The 15,238-nt window shown below is 75.3% G+C and carries 14 protein-coding genes and 1 pseudogene; 4 read left to right on the top strand and 11 right to left on the bottom strand.

The genetic code is table 11. The features are described 5' to 3' along the window. Positions 1-164: 164 nt before the first annotated feature. Positions 165-767, top strand: coding sequence for a hypothetical protein (locus tag ACFYVL_RS30130; protein WP_389250361.1), 603 nt, complete (start codon positions 165-167; stop codon positions 765-767). An 86-nt stretch (positions 768-853) separates the two neighbouring features. On the opposite strand, the gene ACFYVL_RS30125 is transcribed toward ACFYVL_RS30130, so the two are convergent. Further along, positions 854-1,279 (bottom strand): VOC family protein, encoded by a 426-nt coding sequence (locus ACFYVL_RS30125; protein ID WP_389250359.1) that lies wholly within the window; start codon positions 1,277-1,279, stop codon positions 854-856. Between the two features lie 110 nt (positions 1,280-1,389). After that, on the bottom strand, positions 1,390-2,073 hold the full coding sequence (locus tag ACFYVL_RS30120; RefSeq protein WP_389250357.1) for a maleylpyruvate isomerase family mycothiol-dependent enzyme: 684 nt from the start codon (positions 2,071-2,073) through the stop codon (positions 1,390-1,392). A 71-nt stretch (positions 2,074-2,144) separates the two neighbouring features. Here ACFYVL_RS30120 and ACFYVL_RS30115 point away from each other — a divergent pair. Continuing rightward, positions 2,145-3,044 (top strand): annotated as a pseudogene (locus ACFYVL_RS30115) (LysR family transcriptional regulator); the annotation flags it as partial. Here ACFYVL_RS30115 and ACFYVL_RS30110 read toward each other — a convergent pair. From ACFYVL_RS30110 to ACFYVL_RS30100, 3 genes are all read right to left on the bottom strand, one after another. Beyond that, complete coding sequence (locus ACFYVL_RS30110) at positions 3,033-4,166, bottom strand: enoyl-CoA hydratase/isomerase family protein (protein WP_389250355.1); 1,134 nt, start codon at positions 4,164-4,166, stop codon at positions 3,033-3,035. The pseudogene ACFYVL_RS30115 and the gene ACFYVL_RS30110 sit on opposite strands and share 12 nt — an antisense overlap. Positions 4,167-4,168: 2 nt before the next feature. Next, positions 4,169-4,519 carry a hypothetical protein gene (locus tag ACFYVL_RS30105; protein ID WP_389250353.1) on the bottom strand — a complete coding sequence of 117 codons (351 nt, stop codon included), beginning with the start codon at positions 4,517-4,519 and terminating at the stop codon, positions 4,169-4,171. A gap of 232 nt (positions 4,520-4,751) precedes the next feature. After that, positions 4,752-6,311, bottom strand: coding sequence for an MFS transporter (locus ACFYVL_RS30100; protein WP_389250351.1), 1,560 nt, complete (start codon positions 6,309-6,311; stop codon positions 4,752-4,754). 136 nt (positions 6,312-6,447) lie between these two features. Here ACFYVL_RS30100 and ACFYVL_RS30095 point away from each other — a divergent pair, with 136 nt between their 5' ends. Next, entirely contained in the window at positions 6,448-6,936 is a 489-nt protein-coding gene (locus ACFYVL_RS30095; protein WP_389250349.1) for a GNAT family N-acetyltransferase, read from the top strand. Positions 6,937-7,095: 159 nt separating this feature from the next. On the opposite strand, the gene ACFYVL_RS30090 is transcribed toward ACFYVL_RS30095, so the two are convergent. The 5 genes from ACFYVL_RS30090 to ACFYVL_RS30070 all read right to left on the bottom strand — a co-directional run bounded on the left by ACFYVL_RS30090 (position 7,096) and on the right by ACFYVL_RS30070 (position 14,153). Beyond that, entirely contained in the window at positions 7,096-7,308 is a 213-nt protein-coding gene (locus ACFYVL_RS30090; RefSeq protein ID WP_389250347.1) for a hypothetical protein, read from the bottom strand. A 97-nt stretch (positions 7,309-7,405) separates the two neighbouring features. Next, positions 7,406-7,768: a hypothetical protein gene (locus ACFYVL_RS30085; RefSeq protein ID WP_389250345.1), complete on the bottom strand. Its 363-nt coding sequence runs from the start codon at positions 7,766-7,768 to the stop codon at positions 7,406-7,408. A gap of 264 nt (positions 7,769-8,032) precedes the next feature. Beyond that, complete coding sequence (locus ACFYVL_RS30080) at positions 8,033-8,917, bottom strand: C40 family peptidase (RefSeq protein ID WP_389250343.1); 885 nt, start codon at positions 8,915-8,917, stop codon at positions 8,033-8,035. Between the two features lie 265 nt (positions 8,918-9,182). After that, complete coding sequence (locus tag ACFYVL_RS30075; protein ID WP_389250341.1) at positions 9,183-13,700, bottom strand: helix-turn-helix domain-containing protein; 4,518 nt, start codon at positions 13,698-13,700, stop codon at positions 9,183-9,185. 156 nt (positions 13,701-13,856) lie between these two features. Next, positions 13,857-14,153, bottom strand: a complete 297-nt coding sequence (locus ACFYVL_RS30070; protein WP_389250339.1) for a hypothetical protein — start codon at positions 14,151-14,153, stop codon at positions 13,857-13,859. Between the two features lie 130 nt (positions 14,154-14,283). Between ACFYVL_RS30070 and ACFYVL_RS30065 the strand changes: the two genes are divergently transcribed. Next, positions 14,284-14,475: a hypothetical protein gene (locus ACFYVL_RS30065; protein WP_389250337.1), complete on the top strand. Its 192-nt coding sequence runs from the start codon at positions 14,284-14,286 to the stop codon at positions 14,473-14,475. Between the two features lie 104 nt (positions 14,476-14,579). On the opposite strand, the gene ACFYVL_RS30060 is transcribed toward ACFYVL_RS30065, so the two are convergent. After that, positions 14,580-14,999, bottom strand: a complete 420-nt coding sequence (locus ACFYVL_RS30060; protein ID WP_389250335.1) for a CBS domain-containing protein — start codon at positions 14,997-14,999, stop codon at positions 14,580-14,582. Positions 15,000-15,238 lie beyond the last annotated feature (239 nt).

The raw sequence follows: 15,238 nt of genomic DNA, 5'->3' as shown, positions 1-15,238 counted from the left end.
GGGTAAACGCTGTGACCTTAACCTCTCCTGACCTGCCTTGATCCCTTCACCCGGATGCCCTACTGGCGCGTAACCTACGGTGCGCGGACCGCCGGGGGCCGGCCGCCGGACCTGCGGGCCGGGATCCGGACGGGGTTGTCAGTGCTGCCGCCTAACCTCGGGGCATGAGCTATTCACTGAGTCTCTACCTGGTCGACCCGGCGAAGGTCCGCGCGGTCATCGGTTCCGGCGACGACAAGCTGCGCCGGATGATGGGCGGCGCCTACAAGTCCGAATTCCCGCGCGACGACGACTACTTCGACTCCGAGATCGAGCGGGGCGCGCCCAAGCGGTACGACGCGCTGTGCGCGGTCATCGCGGGCGGCCCGTTCGAGGAGGAGCACGCCTGGCAGTACGGGTACGCGTACGAGATGGTCTGCCGGTTCTTCGGCCGCCACCTCAACAACAACTCCTTCTCGCCGTTCCGCGGCGCCTGGCTGGAGGAGGTCGACAAGGGCCTCGCCCGGCTGGGCATCACGGCAGTGGAGATCACCGAGTTCAACTACGGGTCGGTGCCCTCGCCGCTGCCCCGGCCGGACTTCGTGCCCAACTACGGCGAGTGGAGCGCCGAGCAGTGCGCCACCGCGCTCACCCAGTGGCGGGCGAGCACCCCGGAGCAGCGGGCGGAGCTGGACCCCGAGGTGCTGGAGGCCGTCGAGTCGATCGTGGACTGGCTGGAGCGGGCGGCGGCCAAGGAGGGCGCGGGCGTCGTCGGCTTCTTCTACTGAGCGGTTCCCCCCTCGCGGAGCCGCGCGCGGGCCGCGCACGGCCCCACGGGGACGTGCGCCCGGCGACGGGCGGCGTCGAACCGCACTCAGGTCAGCCGGAGTTCGTCGCGCGACTTCCCGTCCTCGTGGTCCGGGGTGGCCACCAGGGAGAAGGGATGGCCCGCCGGGTCGGAGTAGCGGCGGACGTCCCGGGTGCCGACGGAGTTGTTCTGGGTCTCCAGCGGCCGGGCGCCGAGGCTGATCACCTCGCGTTCGGCCTCGTCCATGTCCTGCGGCGCGACCAGGATCCGCAGATGGGCCTGCTGGGAGTCGTCGGGGCGTGGCCAGCTCGGCGGGGCGTACCCGTGATCGCGGCGGATCGCGAGATGAACCCCCTGGTGGCCGACAATCTCCACGAAGTCCGGGTCCTCGCCGCGGTGCGCCTGCGCCGCGAACAGCGTGGCGTAGAAGTCCGCCAGTTCCTCGGCCTCCGCGCAGTCCAGTACGAGTACGCTCCGCTTCTCCACCGTCATGCCTCTGTCCCCCTGCGCCACTGTCGTGCGCGTCGTCGAACGGTGCCTGCCCCGCGGGTACCCGCAGGGCGCGAAGCCACTCCGCGCGGACGTCCCGGGAAGGCCGTTCCTCAGTCCCGTACGAACCGGCCGGCCGCCTCGCCGCTCAGCCGCCCCGGCGGCACCTTCCGCCCGAACAGCAGCACCACCAGGTCCTGTGCCGGGCCGCTGACCACGCTGCCCGAGCCGTACGACCAGTCCAGGTCGTCCGCCCGCAGTTCCACGCCCTCCAGCCGCGCCCCGAAGAACCGGGTGCCCCGGGGGCTCGCCGTGCCCAGCACGATGCGCAGCCGGTCCTCGGGCACCCGGCGCTCCAGGCCCAGCGGGATCGCGATGTCCAGTCCGTGCACCACGTCGTGGCCGAGTGCCGCCGGGTACCCGCCGACCGGCGGCTTCCACGGATGGTGCGCGTTCTCCCGCAGGGCATCGGCCAGCTCCCGCCGCGACAGCAGCTCTGCCTCCCGGCGGGCGACCCGGTCGGTCATCCGGTCCAGTCCGCCGCGCGCCCGCACCAGCTCCTTCAGCATCCGGGGCAGCGGGTAGCGGAACCCGAACGACATGTGCGCCGCCACCTCCCGCACCCGCCAGCCCGCGCACAGCGTCGGCTCCTCCCACCGCTCGGCGGGCAGCGCGTCCAGCAGATCGGCCAGCTCGCGCCGCTCCGCCGCGACGGCGGCCCTGACCGCGGCGGTGTCCGCCCCGGCACCGCCCGCCGCACCCGTCCCCGTACCCGTCGAACCGCTCGTGTTCCCCATGGTCACCAGGGTGTTGGCCGCCGGACCACAAGTCCAAGAGCCAGTTCTTCTCGCCCCTAGCATGATCGGTTATGGAACTCCGGCAGCTTCAGTACTTCGTCACGGTCGTGGAAGAAGCCAACTTCACCCGGGCCGCGGCCCGGCTGCACCTGGCGCAGCCCGGGGTGAGCGCCCAGATCCGGCAGCTCGAACGGGAACTGGGCCAGCGTCTGCTGGACCGCACGGGACGCCGGGTCACCCCCACCGAGGCGGGCGAGGCCGTCCTGCCCTACGCCAGGGCCGCGCTCGCCGCCGCCGAGGCGGTCCGGCACACCGCGGACGAGTTCACCGGGCTGCTCCGGGGCCGGGTCAGGCTCGGCACGGTCTCCGGCGCGCCGCAGGACGAGTTCGACGTGGCGTCCGTCCTGGCCGACTTCCACGACGCCCACCCGGCGGTCGAGATAGCCCTCACCGAGGACAGCTCCGACCGGATGCTGGCCGCCCTGCGCCAGGGCGAACTGGACGTCGCCCTGGTGGGTCTGGCGCAGGACGACCCGCCGGGGATCTCCGTCCAGGTGGTGGTCGACGAACCGCTGGTCGCCGTGGTCACCGGGGGTCACCCGCTGGCGGCGGCCCCCGACGGCGCGGGCCGGAGCACCGTCGCCCTGGCCGAACTGCGTGAGCTGCCGCTGATCTGCCTGCCGCGCGGCACCGGCGTACGGGGTGTCCTCGAACGCATCTGCGCGGAGGCCGGGTTCCGGCCCCGGGTGGCGTTCGAGGCGGCTGCCCCGCAGCTCCTCGTCCAACTGGCCGCGCGCGGCCTCGGCGCGGCCGTGCTGCCGGAGGTCCCGGACAGCCTGCTGGACGCGTACGGGCTGCGCGCCCTGGAGATCACCGAGCCGCGCGCCCGGGGCCGGATCGCGCTGGTCTGGCCGACCGCGGGGCCCGCGGGCCCCGCCGCCCGTGCCTTCCTCGACGTCCTACGGAAGGCGCCCCTGCACGCCCTCGCCGGCGGGGGCGCCGGTGCCGTGCCACAGGGCGCCGCTCGCGGCGTCGGCGCCGTCGGCGAAGGAGAGGTCGCCGCCGTCGCGGGCCGCGAAGAAGCCGGCCACGGCCGGGGCGGACACCTCGGCGAGCGTCGCCGGTGACCACCGCGGCCGACGGTCCTTGTCGACGATCTGCGCGCGTACGCCCTCCACCAGGTCGGGGCCGCGCAGCGCCGCGCACGACACCCGGAACTCCTGCACCAGCACCGGCTCCAGCGACCCGAGCGCCCGTGCCCGGCGCACCGCCTCCAGGGTCACCTTCACGGCGGTCGGCGACTTCGCGAGGAGCGTCTCGGCGGCCTCCTTGGCCGCGGGCACCCCGGTGGCCAGCAGCCGGTCGACGATCTCCTCCGCCGTGTCCGCCGAGAAGCACGGGTCGATCCAGGCGCGCGCGTCCGTCAGTTCGCCCCGGTCCGGTTCGGCCGCGTACCGCAGTACCGCCTCTCCGGCGGGCAGTTCGGCGAGGTCCGCGACGAGCGCGGGCAGCCGGTCCGAGGGGACGAAGCGGTCGGCCAGCCCGCACAGCAGGGCGTCCGCCGCGCCCACCGCGACACCGGTCAGCGCGAGGTAGGTGCCCAGCTCACCGGGTGCCCGGCCGAGCAGGTGCGTGCCGCCGACGTCCGGTACGAACCCGATGCCCGTCTCCGGCATGGCGACCCGGGAGCGCTCGGTGACGAGCCGGACGCCGCCGTGCGCGCTCACCCCGACGCCGCCGCCCATCACGATGCCGTCCATCAGGGCGACGTACGGCTTCGGGTAGCGGGCGATCCTCGCGTTCAGCCGGTACTCGTCCCACCAGAACGCCTCCGTCGCCCGCCCGTCGCCGTCGCGGGCGTCGTCGTGGATGGCCCGGATGTCGCCGCCCGCGCACAGCCCGCGCTCGCCCGCCCCAAAGAGCACCACGGTGTCCACGGACGGATCGGACTCCCAGGCGGCCAGCGTGGCGTCCAGGGTGCGGACCATGGGGTGGGTGAGGGAGTTGAGGGCCCGGGGACGGTTGAGGACGAGGTGTCCGGCGCGGCCCTCGGTGCGTACCCGTACCGGGTCGTCGGCGTGCTGGGGGTGCATGGTCAGCCCTTCGTGTGCGGGGTCGAAGCGGTGGGGAGGAGGTGGTCTCGCGCGGTTGGCCGGCAGTGCGGACCGGCCGCGGCGAGGAGCCCGCTGCGGTCGTCGGACGGCCGGCAGGGCGTGCCGTCCGGGTCCGGCCGCCCTACGGCGCAGCCCGCCTCGGTGGCGACGGGCACGTCGCGCACGCCGCGTCGCCGCCGGGTGATCAGGGCCTCCGCGTGCCGGTCCGCGACGGTGACCGGCTCGCCCGGGGTCTTCTCGGCCACCTCACCACGGGCGAGGCGACGGTGACGCGGCAGGATCGCCTCGGCGGCGGCCTCGCGGAGGATGTCGGTGACCCGGTCGATCCACATGATCGCCAGGGTAGGCGGAGCGGCCCGCACCCCTCGCCGCGGGACCGCCGCCGCACCCCACATGTGCTTCCTCGGCCCCTTCGGCCCGCGGGCCGACTTCCCGCGCACCGCCGCCCCTCTCGCCGTCGGCAGCGCGTGCGCGGATCCCCGTGTTGCCCGGACGCACGTCCGGGCAACACGGGGATCGGGGGAGACGCGGGGCCGGGGACCGTGGTGTCCAGGGGCGGCTGCGTCAGTGGGCGTTCTCGGTGGGGCGCAGGTCGCGGGGGATCCACGCCCAGGCCACCGCGGCGGCGCCCAGGGTCAGGACCGCGCCGATCAGGAAGGCCGGGGTGATGGCCGTCGTGTACGCCGTCGAGACCGTGTCCAGCAGGGCCAGGCCCGCCTCGCCGCCGAGGCCCTGGGCGAGGTGGGCCGCCTCGCCGACCGAGCTGCGCACCGTGTCCACCGCCGCTCCGTCCAGGTCGAGGGCGGGCAGGTTCGCCCGGTACAGCGCGGTCGCCAGGCTGCCCAGGATGGCGACGCCCAGCGCCGCACCCAGCTCGTAGCAGGTCTCCTCCACGGCCGCCGCGCCGCCGACCTCGTGGGCCGGGGTCGCCGCCATCAGCGTCACCGAAGCGACCGTGGTCGCCACGCCGACGCCCATGCCGAGTACGGCCAGCGCGACCGCGACCGCCGGGTAGCCGATCACCGCGAACTGCTGCACGGTCCACGGCAGGGCCAGCCCCACCGTCATGACCACCAGACCGAACCCGAGGACGTGCCGGATCGGGAAGCGCTGCATCAGCGACGGCGTGACCATCGAGGTGACGACCAGACCCAGCGACGCCGGCAGCAGCTTCACGCCCGCCTCCAGCGGGCTGTAGCCCTGCCCGTACTGGAACCACTGGGTCACCAGGAACAGCACCGCACCCATGCCCACCATGCCGAGGAAGATCGACACGGCCGCGATGGAGAAGGACCGGTTGGCGAACAGCCGGACCTGGAGCAGCGGGCTCTCCACCCTGAGCTGGCGGCGTACGAACACCGTCAGCGCCACCGCCGCCAGTACGAGCAGCGCCCACGGCAGCGGGTCGGCGAAGCCGCTCTTGCCGAGCTGCTTGATGCCGCCCGCGAGGGCGAGCATGCCGACGACCGACTGACCCACGCCCCACCAGTCCCAGCGGCCACTGCGCGGCGAGAACGACTCGGGCAGCAGCCACGCGCCGAGCGCGATCACCAGGGCGGCCACCGGAAGGTTCAGCAGGAACGCCGAGTGCCAGCCGAAGTCCTCCACCAGGAGTCCGCCGATCACCGGGCCGAGGGCCATGCCGGCGCCGAACACCGCGGCCCACACGGCGTACGCGAAGGCCCGTTCCCGGGCGTCGGTGAAGACGTGCCGGAGGATCGACAGCGTGGACGGCATGATCGCCGCACCGCCGATGCCGAGCAGCGCGCGGGCCGCGATCAGGTGCCACGCCTCGGTGGCGAGCACCGCGAGCAGGGAGGCCAGCGCGAACACCGCGAAACCGGTCAGCAGCATCCGCTTGCGGCCGATCCGGTCGCCCAGCGCACCGGCCGTGACCAGCAGGCCGGACAGGGCGAGCGCGTAGATGTCGATGATCCACAGCTGTTCGACGGAGCCCGGCCGGAGGTCGGAGACCAGGGAGGGGAACGCCACGTTCAGGATCGTGGTGTCCATCGCGATCAGCAGCAGGCTGCCCGACAGGATCGCCAGCACGATCCAGCGCCGGGGGTCGAGGGCCTGGGCAACCGTTCCGGCGTCGGGCCGGGTAGCGGCGGGGGAGGACATGAGGGACTCATTCCGAGACTAGTGCGACTCAATTGAGACACCAGTGTCTCACACGGATGACGTATGTCCCACTACGGAATTCGTCGTCAGCGAAAAGGGGTGGTGGCCGCGCGGGCCGAGGCCGCACCCTGTCCGGATGCTGATCAGAGAAGCCACCGCGGACGACTGGGCCGCCATCTGGCCCTTCTTCCACCGGATCACCGCCGCGGGCGACACCTTCACCTTCCCGCTCGACCTCGACGAGAAGACCGGCCGCGACTGGTGGATGTACTCCGCCCCGAACCGCACCGTGGTCGCCGTCGCCGACGACGGCACCGTCCTGGGCACGGCCAAGATGAACAACAACCAGAACGGCAACGGCGCCCACGTCGCCAGCGCCAGCTACATGGTCGACCCCGCCCACGGCGGCAGGGGCGTGGGCCGCGCGCTCGTCGAGTACACCCTCGACTGGGCGCGCGCGGAGGGCTTCCGCTCGATGCAGTTCAACGCGGTCGCGGCGTCCAACCTGCACGCCGTGCGCCTCTACGAGCGCCTCGGGTTCACCGTCATCGGCACGATCCCGGAGGGCTTCCACCACCCCGAACAGGGATACGTGGGCCTGCACGTCATGCACCGCCCGCTCTGAGCACGCCGGGCGAGCTGGGCACTCCGGGCGAGCCGAGCACTCCGGGCGAGCCGGGCCCGCTGAGTCGTCCGGGCCCGCAGAGCCCGTCGAGCCCGTCGAGCGTGGCCCGCGGGCCCGGGGCGCCCGTGGATCGGGGCGCCCCGGGCCACGCCGCCGGGCTCAGCCCAGATCGCGGCGGTGCTCGCCGCCGTGCTCGCGGGCCGGGCCGGGGTCGGCGGCCCGGTCGGCACCGCGGCCGTGGACCGGCGCCGGGTTCCGCCGCGCGCCGCCCGGCGCCTCGCGCCGGACGGTGGACTCCGTCCCCGGCTCGGCGGAGCGGGCGACCTCGGCGCGGATCATCGCGTTCAGGGCACTGAAGGGGTCGATGGGCATGGCTGTGACGTCCTTTGCGGTACGGAGAGGCCCTGCGCGCACCATGGCGGGCAGGGAACGGGCGCGCGGCACCGGCGGGCGACCGGTGCGGGGCCTCTCAGCAGCGCAGCACCGCACAGCGCACCGTGTCCGGGGCGGGGCCCCGGGCGGGCGCGGTGCGGGCGGGAACGACGACGGGCCCGGTGCGGTCCGGCCGCGCCGCGGGAGTGCTCGCGCGGCGCGGCGCCGGTTCCGTGGCGCGGCGCGCGGGGGCCGGCTGGAGCCGAGGCCCGGTGTCCGTGGAACCACTGTCGACGCTGCCCTCGGCCTCGCCGGACAGGGCGCCGGAACGTGACTCCGGCCCTGCGGAGCCGCTCGCGTGCGCGCCCGCCGACATCAGCACGAACGCCGCGAAGACCGCGAGGAGCACGGCCAGGGCACGGCTGAGTCCTGCGGGGCGGGCACGGGCGGCGGCGGGCATGGGGCACAGCTGCCCCGGTCCGGCCCGGGACCCAACGGCCCGCCCCCGCATTTCCCTCCACCGTGGTAACCCATTCGGCCCCCTCGCCGCCCGGTGCGCCGCACCCGCCCGGTCCGCGCAGGCGGGGGAACGAACCGTGGGCCGCCCCCCGGCAGGAGGGGCGGCCCACGGTGTGGGGGCGGGGCAGTGGTCGTGTGCGGTGTGCGGTCCGCACCTGCGCCCCCGTGCCCGGACCCCGCCGTGCGGGGCGGGGCCGTCGGGCGGCTACTTGCAGGTCGGGACCCCCTCCAGCCAGGCCGCGCCCTTGATGTAGATGTTGGTGATCCAGGACTTGTGGTCAGGCAGGTAGGACCACGCGTCGTTGGTGATGCCCTCGGCCGTCACCACCTGGGCGTGCTTCTGGCACTCGATGCGCACCGAGGTCGGTCCGGCGAACTTGTGCACCCGGGCGCTCGTCGTCGACGGCTCGGAGTGCGTCCAGACGTCGGTGCCCCAGGTGCTGTGGTTCCCGCCCTGCCCCGGCGCGGCGTTGATGCGGACCGCCCCGAAGTAGTCGCCGCCCAGCCGGACGTCGCTGACCATGATCTTGGTGCCGGACTCCCGGGCCTCGACCATCTTCCCGGCGCCCAGGTAGATCGCGATGTGGTGGACCTTGCGCGCGCTGCCGTAGACGACGAGGTCGCCCGGCCGCAGCGGGTCGAGCCCCTGGGCCGCGCTGAAGCGTTCGCTCACCCGGCCGGAGTTGTACTGGCTGTGCGCGTTGCCGTTGAGGATGTCCGCCCCGGTGGCCTGCGCGTACGCCCACCGTACGAAGCCCGAGCAGTCGAAGCCCTTGCGGTAGGGGTCCTGGCTGCTGTCCGGGTCGGTCGGGTCGACCTGGCCGTACGTCGGCCCCGGCTGCGGGCCGTGGCCGCCGCCCCACGAGTACCAGACGCCCAGCTGAGTGCAGGCCGCACGGACCGCCTTCTCGGCGGCCTCGGAGGCGCCGGGGGCGAGTACGTCGCAGGCGGCCTCGGCGGCGGGAGCGGCCGGAGCGGCAGCGGTGGCTGCCGTGGCCTGGGCCAGCGGCCCCGCGGACAGGGTCAGGATCCCGGCGGTGGCGAGCGCGGCGGTGGTGCCGCCGAGGCGGAAGCGGATGCGGTGGCGCATGGCAGGAGTCCCCGTTCGGTCGTGTGGGTCGGAAGGAAGAGTCGTGGGTGGTGGTGCGTGCGTGGCGGTGCCGTGTACGTGGTGGAGGTGCGTGTCCCCGTGACGGCGGTGGTCCGCCGGACGTGAGTCCGCCCAAGGTGCGTCCGGCCCCATCGACAGTGGACGGACTTGCGGCGGCTGTCGAGGACTTCGCCGTCTCCCGGTGTGTCGGGAAACGGGAAACACCCGGGAAACCCGCCCCCGCACGCCTTCGCCCGACAACCTCTCAGGAACCGTCCGCAGGGCACCCGACCAGCGCGCACACCGCCCTCTCGCGCCTGGTCACGTCCGTGTCCCACAGCCGTACCGTGCCGTCGTTGCTGCTGCTGGCGAGCGTCCCCGTGCGGGGGTCGAAGGCGATGCCCCACACCGCGCCGCCGTGCCCGCCGAGGGTGGCCGTCGGCCGCCGGGCCGCCGCGTCCCACAGCCGTACCGTCCCGTCGCTGCCGCTGCTGGCCAGGACGTTCCCGCCGCCCGGGGCGAAGGCGACCGCGCGGACCGCGCCGCTGTGGCCCACCAGGGTTCCCGCCGGGGAGAGGGCCGCCGGGTTCCAGAGGCGGACCAGCCCGTCGTTGCCGCCGCTCGCCAGGGTCCGGCCGTCGGCGGTGAAGGCCACCGCCCGCACCGACCCGTGGTGCCCGCGCAGCACGCCCAGCTGCCGCCCGTCCCGTACCGCCCACAGACGTACCGTCAGATCGTCGCCGCCGCAGGCGACCGTCGTCCCGTCCGGGCTGAAGGCGACCGCGTTGGCGAAGTCCTGGTGCCCGGAGAGCGTGGCGCGGGTGCTTCCGTCGCGGGTGTCCCAGAGGCGTACCGTACGGTCCGCGCTCGCCGAGGCGATCAGTCCGCCGTCCGGCGACCAGGCCAGCCCCAGCACCGAACCGGTGTGCCCCACCAGCTCCCTGACGAGCCGGTGCGTCACGGCGTCCCACACCCGGACCGTGCGGTCCGCGCCCGCCGAGGCCAGCCGCCGGCCGTCCGGCGACCAGACGACCGCGAACACCGCACCGCGGTGCCCGCGCAGCACCCCTGCCGCCCGGTGCGCCCGCGCGTCCCACAGCCGCACCGTGCGGTCCGTGCTCGCCGACGCCAGCCACCGCCCGTCCGGCGAGAAGGCGGGCTGCCACGACTCGGTGAACGGACGCGCCGTGAGCGCCGAGCGCCCCAGGTCCCAGCGCACCACCGTCCGGTCGAAGCCCGCCGTCGCGAGCACGTCGCCGTCCGGACCGCCGCCGACGGCGACCCCGAGCACGTAGTCCGTGTGCCCGGCGAGGACGGTGACGGTCCGTCTGCTCGCCACGTCCCACAGCCGGGCCGTCCCGTCGCCCCCGGTGCTCACCACCGTCGTGCCGTCCCGCAGGTAGGCCACCGCGTTGACGTCGTCGCTGTGCCCGGCGAGCGCGGCCAGCTGCCGGTGCTCCCGGGCGTCCCACAGCCGCACCGTACGGTCCATCCCGCCCGACGCCAGCTGCCGGCCGTCCGGCGACCAGGCGACCGCGAGCACCCCGTCGGCGTGCCCGCGCAGCACCACCGGCGCCTCCCGCCCCGCCGGGTCCCACAGCCGGACCGTCCGGTCCATCCCCGCGGACACCACCCGCCGCCCGTCGGGGGAGTACGCCACACCCATCACCGCGTCCCCGTGCCCCTCCAGGGTGGTACGCGGTGTCCGCCGCGCCACGTCCCACACCCGCACCGTGCGGTCGGCGCCGCCCGTCACCACGCTCCGCCCGTCCGGTGCGAACGCCACCGACCTGACCGCGCCGCCGTGCCCCAGCAGCATCCCCGCCGCGTGCCCGGCCCGGACGTCCCACAGCCGTACGGTGCCGTCCGCGCCCGCCGAGGCGAGCAGCCGCCCGTCCGGGCGGAACGCGAGCCCGAGCACCTGGCCGCCGTGCCCCGACAGTGCGGCCAGGACCCGCCGGTGGCCCGCACCGCCCCACAGCCGCACCGTGCCGTCGTTGCCCGCCGACGCCAGGACGTGCCCGCCCGGGGCGAACGCCACCGCGTTCACCGGGCCGGTGTGCCCGGTGAGCCGCCCCGCGTAGTACTGGGCCTGCGTGCTGAGCAGCGCACCGCGCGCCTCCACGGTGGGCGCCGTGCGGTACGCCCGCAGCGCGAGCCGCATCGCGGCCTCCGGGCGGCCCGCCGCCAGGGCCCCCGCCCGCACCGCCATCGCCTGCGACTGTGCCGTGCGCCGCTCCTGGTACGCCCGGGAGCGCTGCTGGAAGGCGAGGGTGCCCGCGCCGACGGCGAGCACCAGCAGCCCGGCGAGCGTGGCCAGCAGGATGCGCCTGGTGCGCACCCGGCGCCGCTCGGCGCGCACCCCGGCCTGTTCCTCGGCGCGGGCCGCCGCCAGGAACGCGGCCTCGTCCGGGCCGAGTTCGATCCGGCCGTCCCGCTGCTCGGCCCACCGCGTCACCGCGTGCAGCCGGGACCCCCGGTGCAGCAGCGCCGGGTCCCGGTCCGCCCGCACCCACTCGGCGGCCGACGCGGCGAGCCGCTGCCTCACCAGCAGCCCGGCCCGGTCGGCGTCGATCCACTCGCGCAGCCGGGGCCAGGCCCGCAGCAGCGCCTCGTGGGTGATCTCCACCGCGTCCCGGTCCACGGTCAGCAGCCGGGCCGCGACGAACGCGTCCAGCGCCGCGGTCGCCGCGCCCCGGTCCGCGAGCCGGCCGAGCATCTCCTCGCGGCCGGCCCGGTGACGGGACTCGGTGCTGTCGTCGCCGATGTGGACCAGGCGCACCAGTATCCGCCGGGCCATGTCGCGTTCGGCGGGCCGCAGCCGGGTGAAGACGTCCTCGGCGGTGCGGGCGACCGCCCCGTGGATGCCGCCGGTCCGCTCGTACCCGGCGACCGTGAGGGTGCGGCCGGTGCGCTGCTGCCAGGTGACGCGCAGCGCGTGCGCCAGGAGCGGCAGGGTGCCGGGGGCGTCGTCGGCGGAGGTGGCCGATCCGAGGTCGCGCAGCAGGAGTTCGGTGAGGCCCGGCTCCAGGGTCAGCCCCGAGCGGTCCGCCGGCCGGGTGACCGCCTCGCGCAGCTCGGGCTCGGTCATCGGCCCGAGCGCGAACAGCCCGTGGGTGAACACCTCGGCCAGCGGCGGCAGTTCGAGGCACCGCCCGGTGAAGTCCGCCCGCAGCCCCAGGACGACGACGCCCGGCCCGCCGGGTGCGGCGAGCGCGCACAGCGCGGCCACGTAGGCACGCCGCTCGGCACTGTCCGCGCAGAGGGTGAACGACTCCTCGAACTGGTCCACCACCACGACGACCCGCCGGGGCCCCAGGCCGGCACCGGGCCCGGAGCCGCGACCCGTTCCGACCCCGACGGCGGAACGGGTGTCCGGCCCGGCCCCGCCGGGCCCGGCCGCGCGTACTGCGAGGAGCTTCCGGTCCGGCTCGGCCCCGGGCGCGCTGAGAGGATCCCGGCCGGGCCCGGCCGCGGACGGGGCGAGGGGCATTTGGCCCGGGTCGGTTTTGGGTGGGGTGAGGCGATCCCGGCCGGGCTCGGGCCGGGGCGCGGCGAGTGAACTGCGGTCCGGCCCGGCCCCCGTCGCGGTGAGGGGATCCCGGTGGGGCTCGGGCCGGGGTGGGGCGAGTGGACCGGGGTCCGGCCCGGTCCCGGGCGCGGTGAGGGGACCTTGGTCGGGTTCGGGCCGGGGTGCGGCGAGTGGGCTCTGGTCCGTCTTGGTCCCGGGCGGGCTGAGGCGATCCCGGCCGGGCTCGGGCCGGGGCGCGGCGAGTGGACCGGAGTCCGGCCCGGTCCCGGGCGCGGTGAGGGGATCCCGGTGGGGCTCGGGCCGGGGCGTGGCGGGTGAACCGTGATCCGGCCCGGTTCCGGGCGCGGCGAGTGGGGTCTGGTCCGTCCTGGTCCCGGGTGGGTTGAGGGGACCTTGGCCGGGCTCGGGCCGGGGCGCGGCGAGTGAACTGGGGTCCGGCCCGGTCCCGGACGCGGCAAGTGGACCCCGGTCCGGCCCGGTCCCGGGCTCGGCGGTGGGTTCCCGGGCCGGGGGCGGGCCCGGGGCGGGGGCGTGGGCGCGGGCCGGGTCCCGGGGCGGGGTGGCGGGGGTTTCGGCGAGCAGGTGACGTACCGCCGCAGCCAGCGACTGAGGGGCCGTCAGCAGGTTCTCCGGGGTGATCCCCGCATCCCTGCCCAGCGTGTCGGTCAGCCGGCGCAGCAGTTCGGCGAGCGGGTGCGCCGTCGGCGTGCACAGCGCCACCGGCCACTCCGGCGAGCCGGGCGAGGGGTCCCCGCCCGCCCGCAGCGCGGGCAGCAGGCCGGCTCTGAGCAGGGACGACTTCCCGGCACCCGACGAGGCCACCACGACCAGTGGCCCGGTGCCCGCGCGTTCCGCGAGCCTGCGCAGCAACTCCTTCGTGGCCTGCTCCCGGCCGAAGAACCAGCGGGCGTCCGCAGGCCCGAAGGGCGCCAGCCCCCGGTACGGGCACTCCTGCTCACCGGCGGCCGGCGAGTGGCCGGGACCCGCGGTGGCGGGTCTGCGCGCGGCGGGCACCTCCGGCACCAGGCGGCGCAGCGCCCCGCCCGCCTCCAGGACCTCGTCGCAGCGCGCGGCCACATCGGGAGTGGGCGGCTTCCCGCCGTTCTCGATCTTGCTGAGGTAGCCCTTGCTGTAGTGGATCGACCGGGCCAGCGCGGTGAGCGACATCCCGCGCTCGCACCGCAGCCGTCTCAACTCTGAGCCGAATGTGCCGGATTCGCCGTCGGGCCGTACGTCCCGTACCCCGTTCATGCCCGGCACGGTACAGCGGGGACATGGACATTTCAGCAGGCACCGGATGCTTTCACCTGAACTCGCGAACGGCCCCGACCGGCCCCGGGGCGAGGCCGCTGCGGGCGGCCCGCGGCTCCGGGCGGCCCTGCGGGGAGGGCGCTCGTCGGCCGGCGATCAGAGGTCGTCCGTCGGGTCCAGGTCGAGTTCGTCCGCGAACTCCTCGCCGGTCTCGTCCCCGGCGGGCTGCGGACGCTCCGGTTCCTCCTCGGCGAGCAGCTGGTCCAGGGACTCGCCGCGCCTGGCCTCCTCGGCGGTGGTGCCGAAGGACTCGGCGGGCGACCAGTGGTCCGGCGGGGCGATGCCGTTGTCCAGCGGGTCGTAGCTGAGATCGTCCGTGACCAGGGTGTCCTCGGCGTCCAGGACCCCGTCGTCCTCGGGCGGCCCGCCGGCGTCGTCATAGGTGTCACTCATGACCACACGCTGCCGCATCCGGGCCGCGTACGCATCCCGGGACCCGGCACGGGGCAAAGGTGCGGTCCGCCCGGGTCGGCACAAGAATGCGAGACGAGCCGGAAATACCGGGACGAACCGAGGAGGCGGCATGAGCGACCAGGGACCGGACCCGTCCGCAGTGACCCCGGACAGCGAACTGCACAGCGGAGGCAGCGACGAGGCGACCCCCGAGGACCTGGTACTGGCCTCGGGCCGCGACGTGACGCCGGAGAACCTGGAATGGGCGCGCAGGCGGCTGGAGAAGGAAGGGCGCGCGGCCATCGAGTCCGAGCTGCCCTGAGCATCCGTACGCCCCCCCCGTGGGGGACGGCCCGCGGAACACAGGTGCCCCGCCCGGATCGACGACCGGGCGGGGCACCTGTGGGTTCGGGACGTACGCGGCGGTCAGCGGCCCGCGTACACCGCGCTGACGAACGTCACCAGCTGGTCGGCGGGCAGCGCCCGCGCCAGGTCCGCCTCGGTGACCATGCCGACCGGCACCCCGTTGTCCAGCACCAGCAGCCGGCGGATGCGGGCGTCGCTCATCACCCGTACCGCCTCGTCGGCGTCGGCGGACACGTCGACCGACACCGGCTTGCCCTCGGCCAGATCGCCGGCGGTCCGCTTCGCCGGGTCGTGACCGGCGGCGACGCACTTCACGACGATGTCGCGGTCGGTGACGATGCCGGTCAGCTCGTCGTCGCTGCTCTTCACCGGCAGCGCGCCGATGTGGTGCTCGCGCATCAGCTGGGCGGCCCGGTCGAGGGTCTCGGACGCCGGGATGCAGCGGACTTCGGGGGTCATCAGGTCACGGACGGTGGTCATGGGGGTCCTCCGGTATCGACGGATGCGGCCACCGTCATGCTGGGCGCAGGCGGGCGCGGCGGCGAACGCACGGGGTCGTACGGGTGAGGGAACACCGGGCCCGCGCCGCGGAGGTGTGGCGCGACGCGGGCCGGGACGGAGGGCGGGGTTCGGCGCCGGGCGCGGGCGGCAAGGACGAAAGGACCTGAGCGGGAGGGGGGCGGGCGAAGGGGCGGCAACCGAGACGCCACCCTTTCACT

This window comes from Streptomyces sp. NPDC004111, assembly GCF_042874215.1.
Classification (GTDB): domain Bacteria; phylum Actinomycetota; class Actinomycetes; order Streptomycetales; family Streptomycetaceae; genus Streptomyces.
The sequence above is the reverse complement of the archived record's forward strand: the minus strand, read 5'-3'. Positions and strand labels throughout refer to the sequence as shown.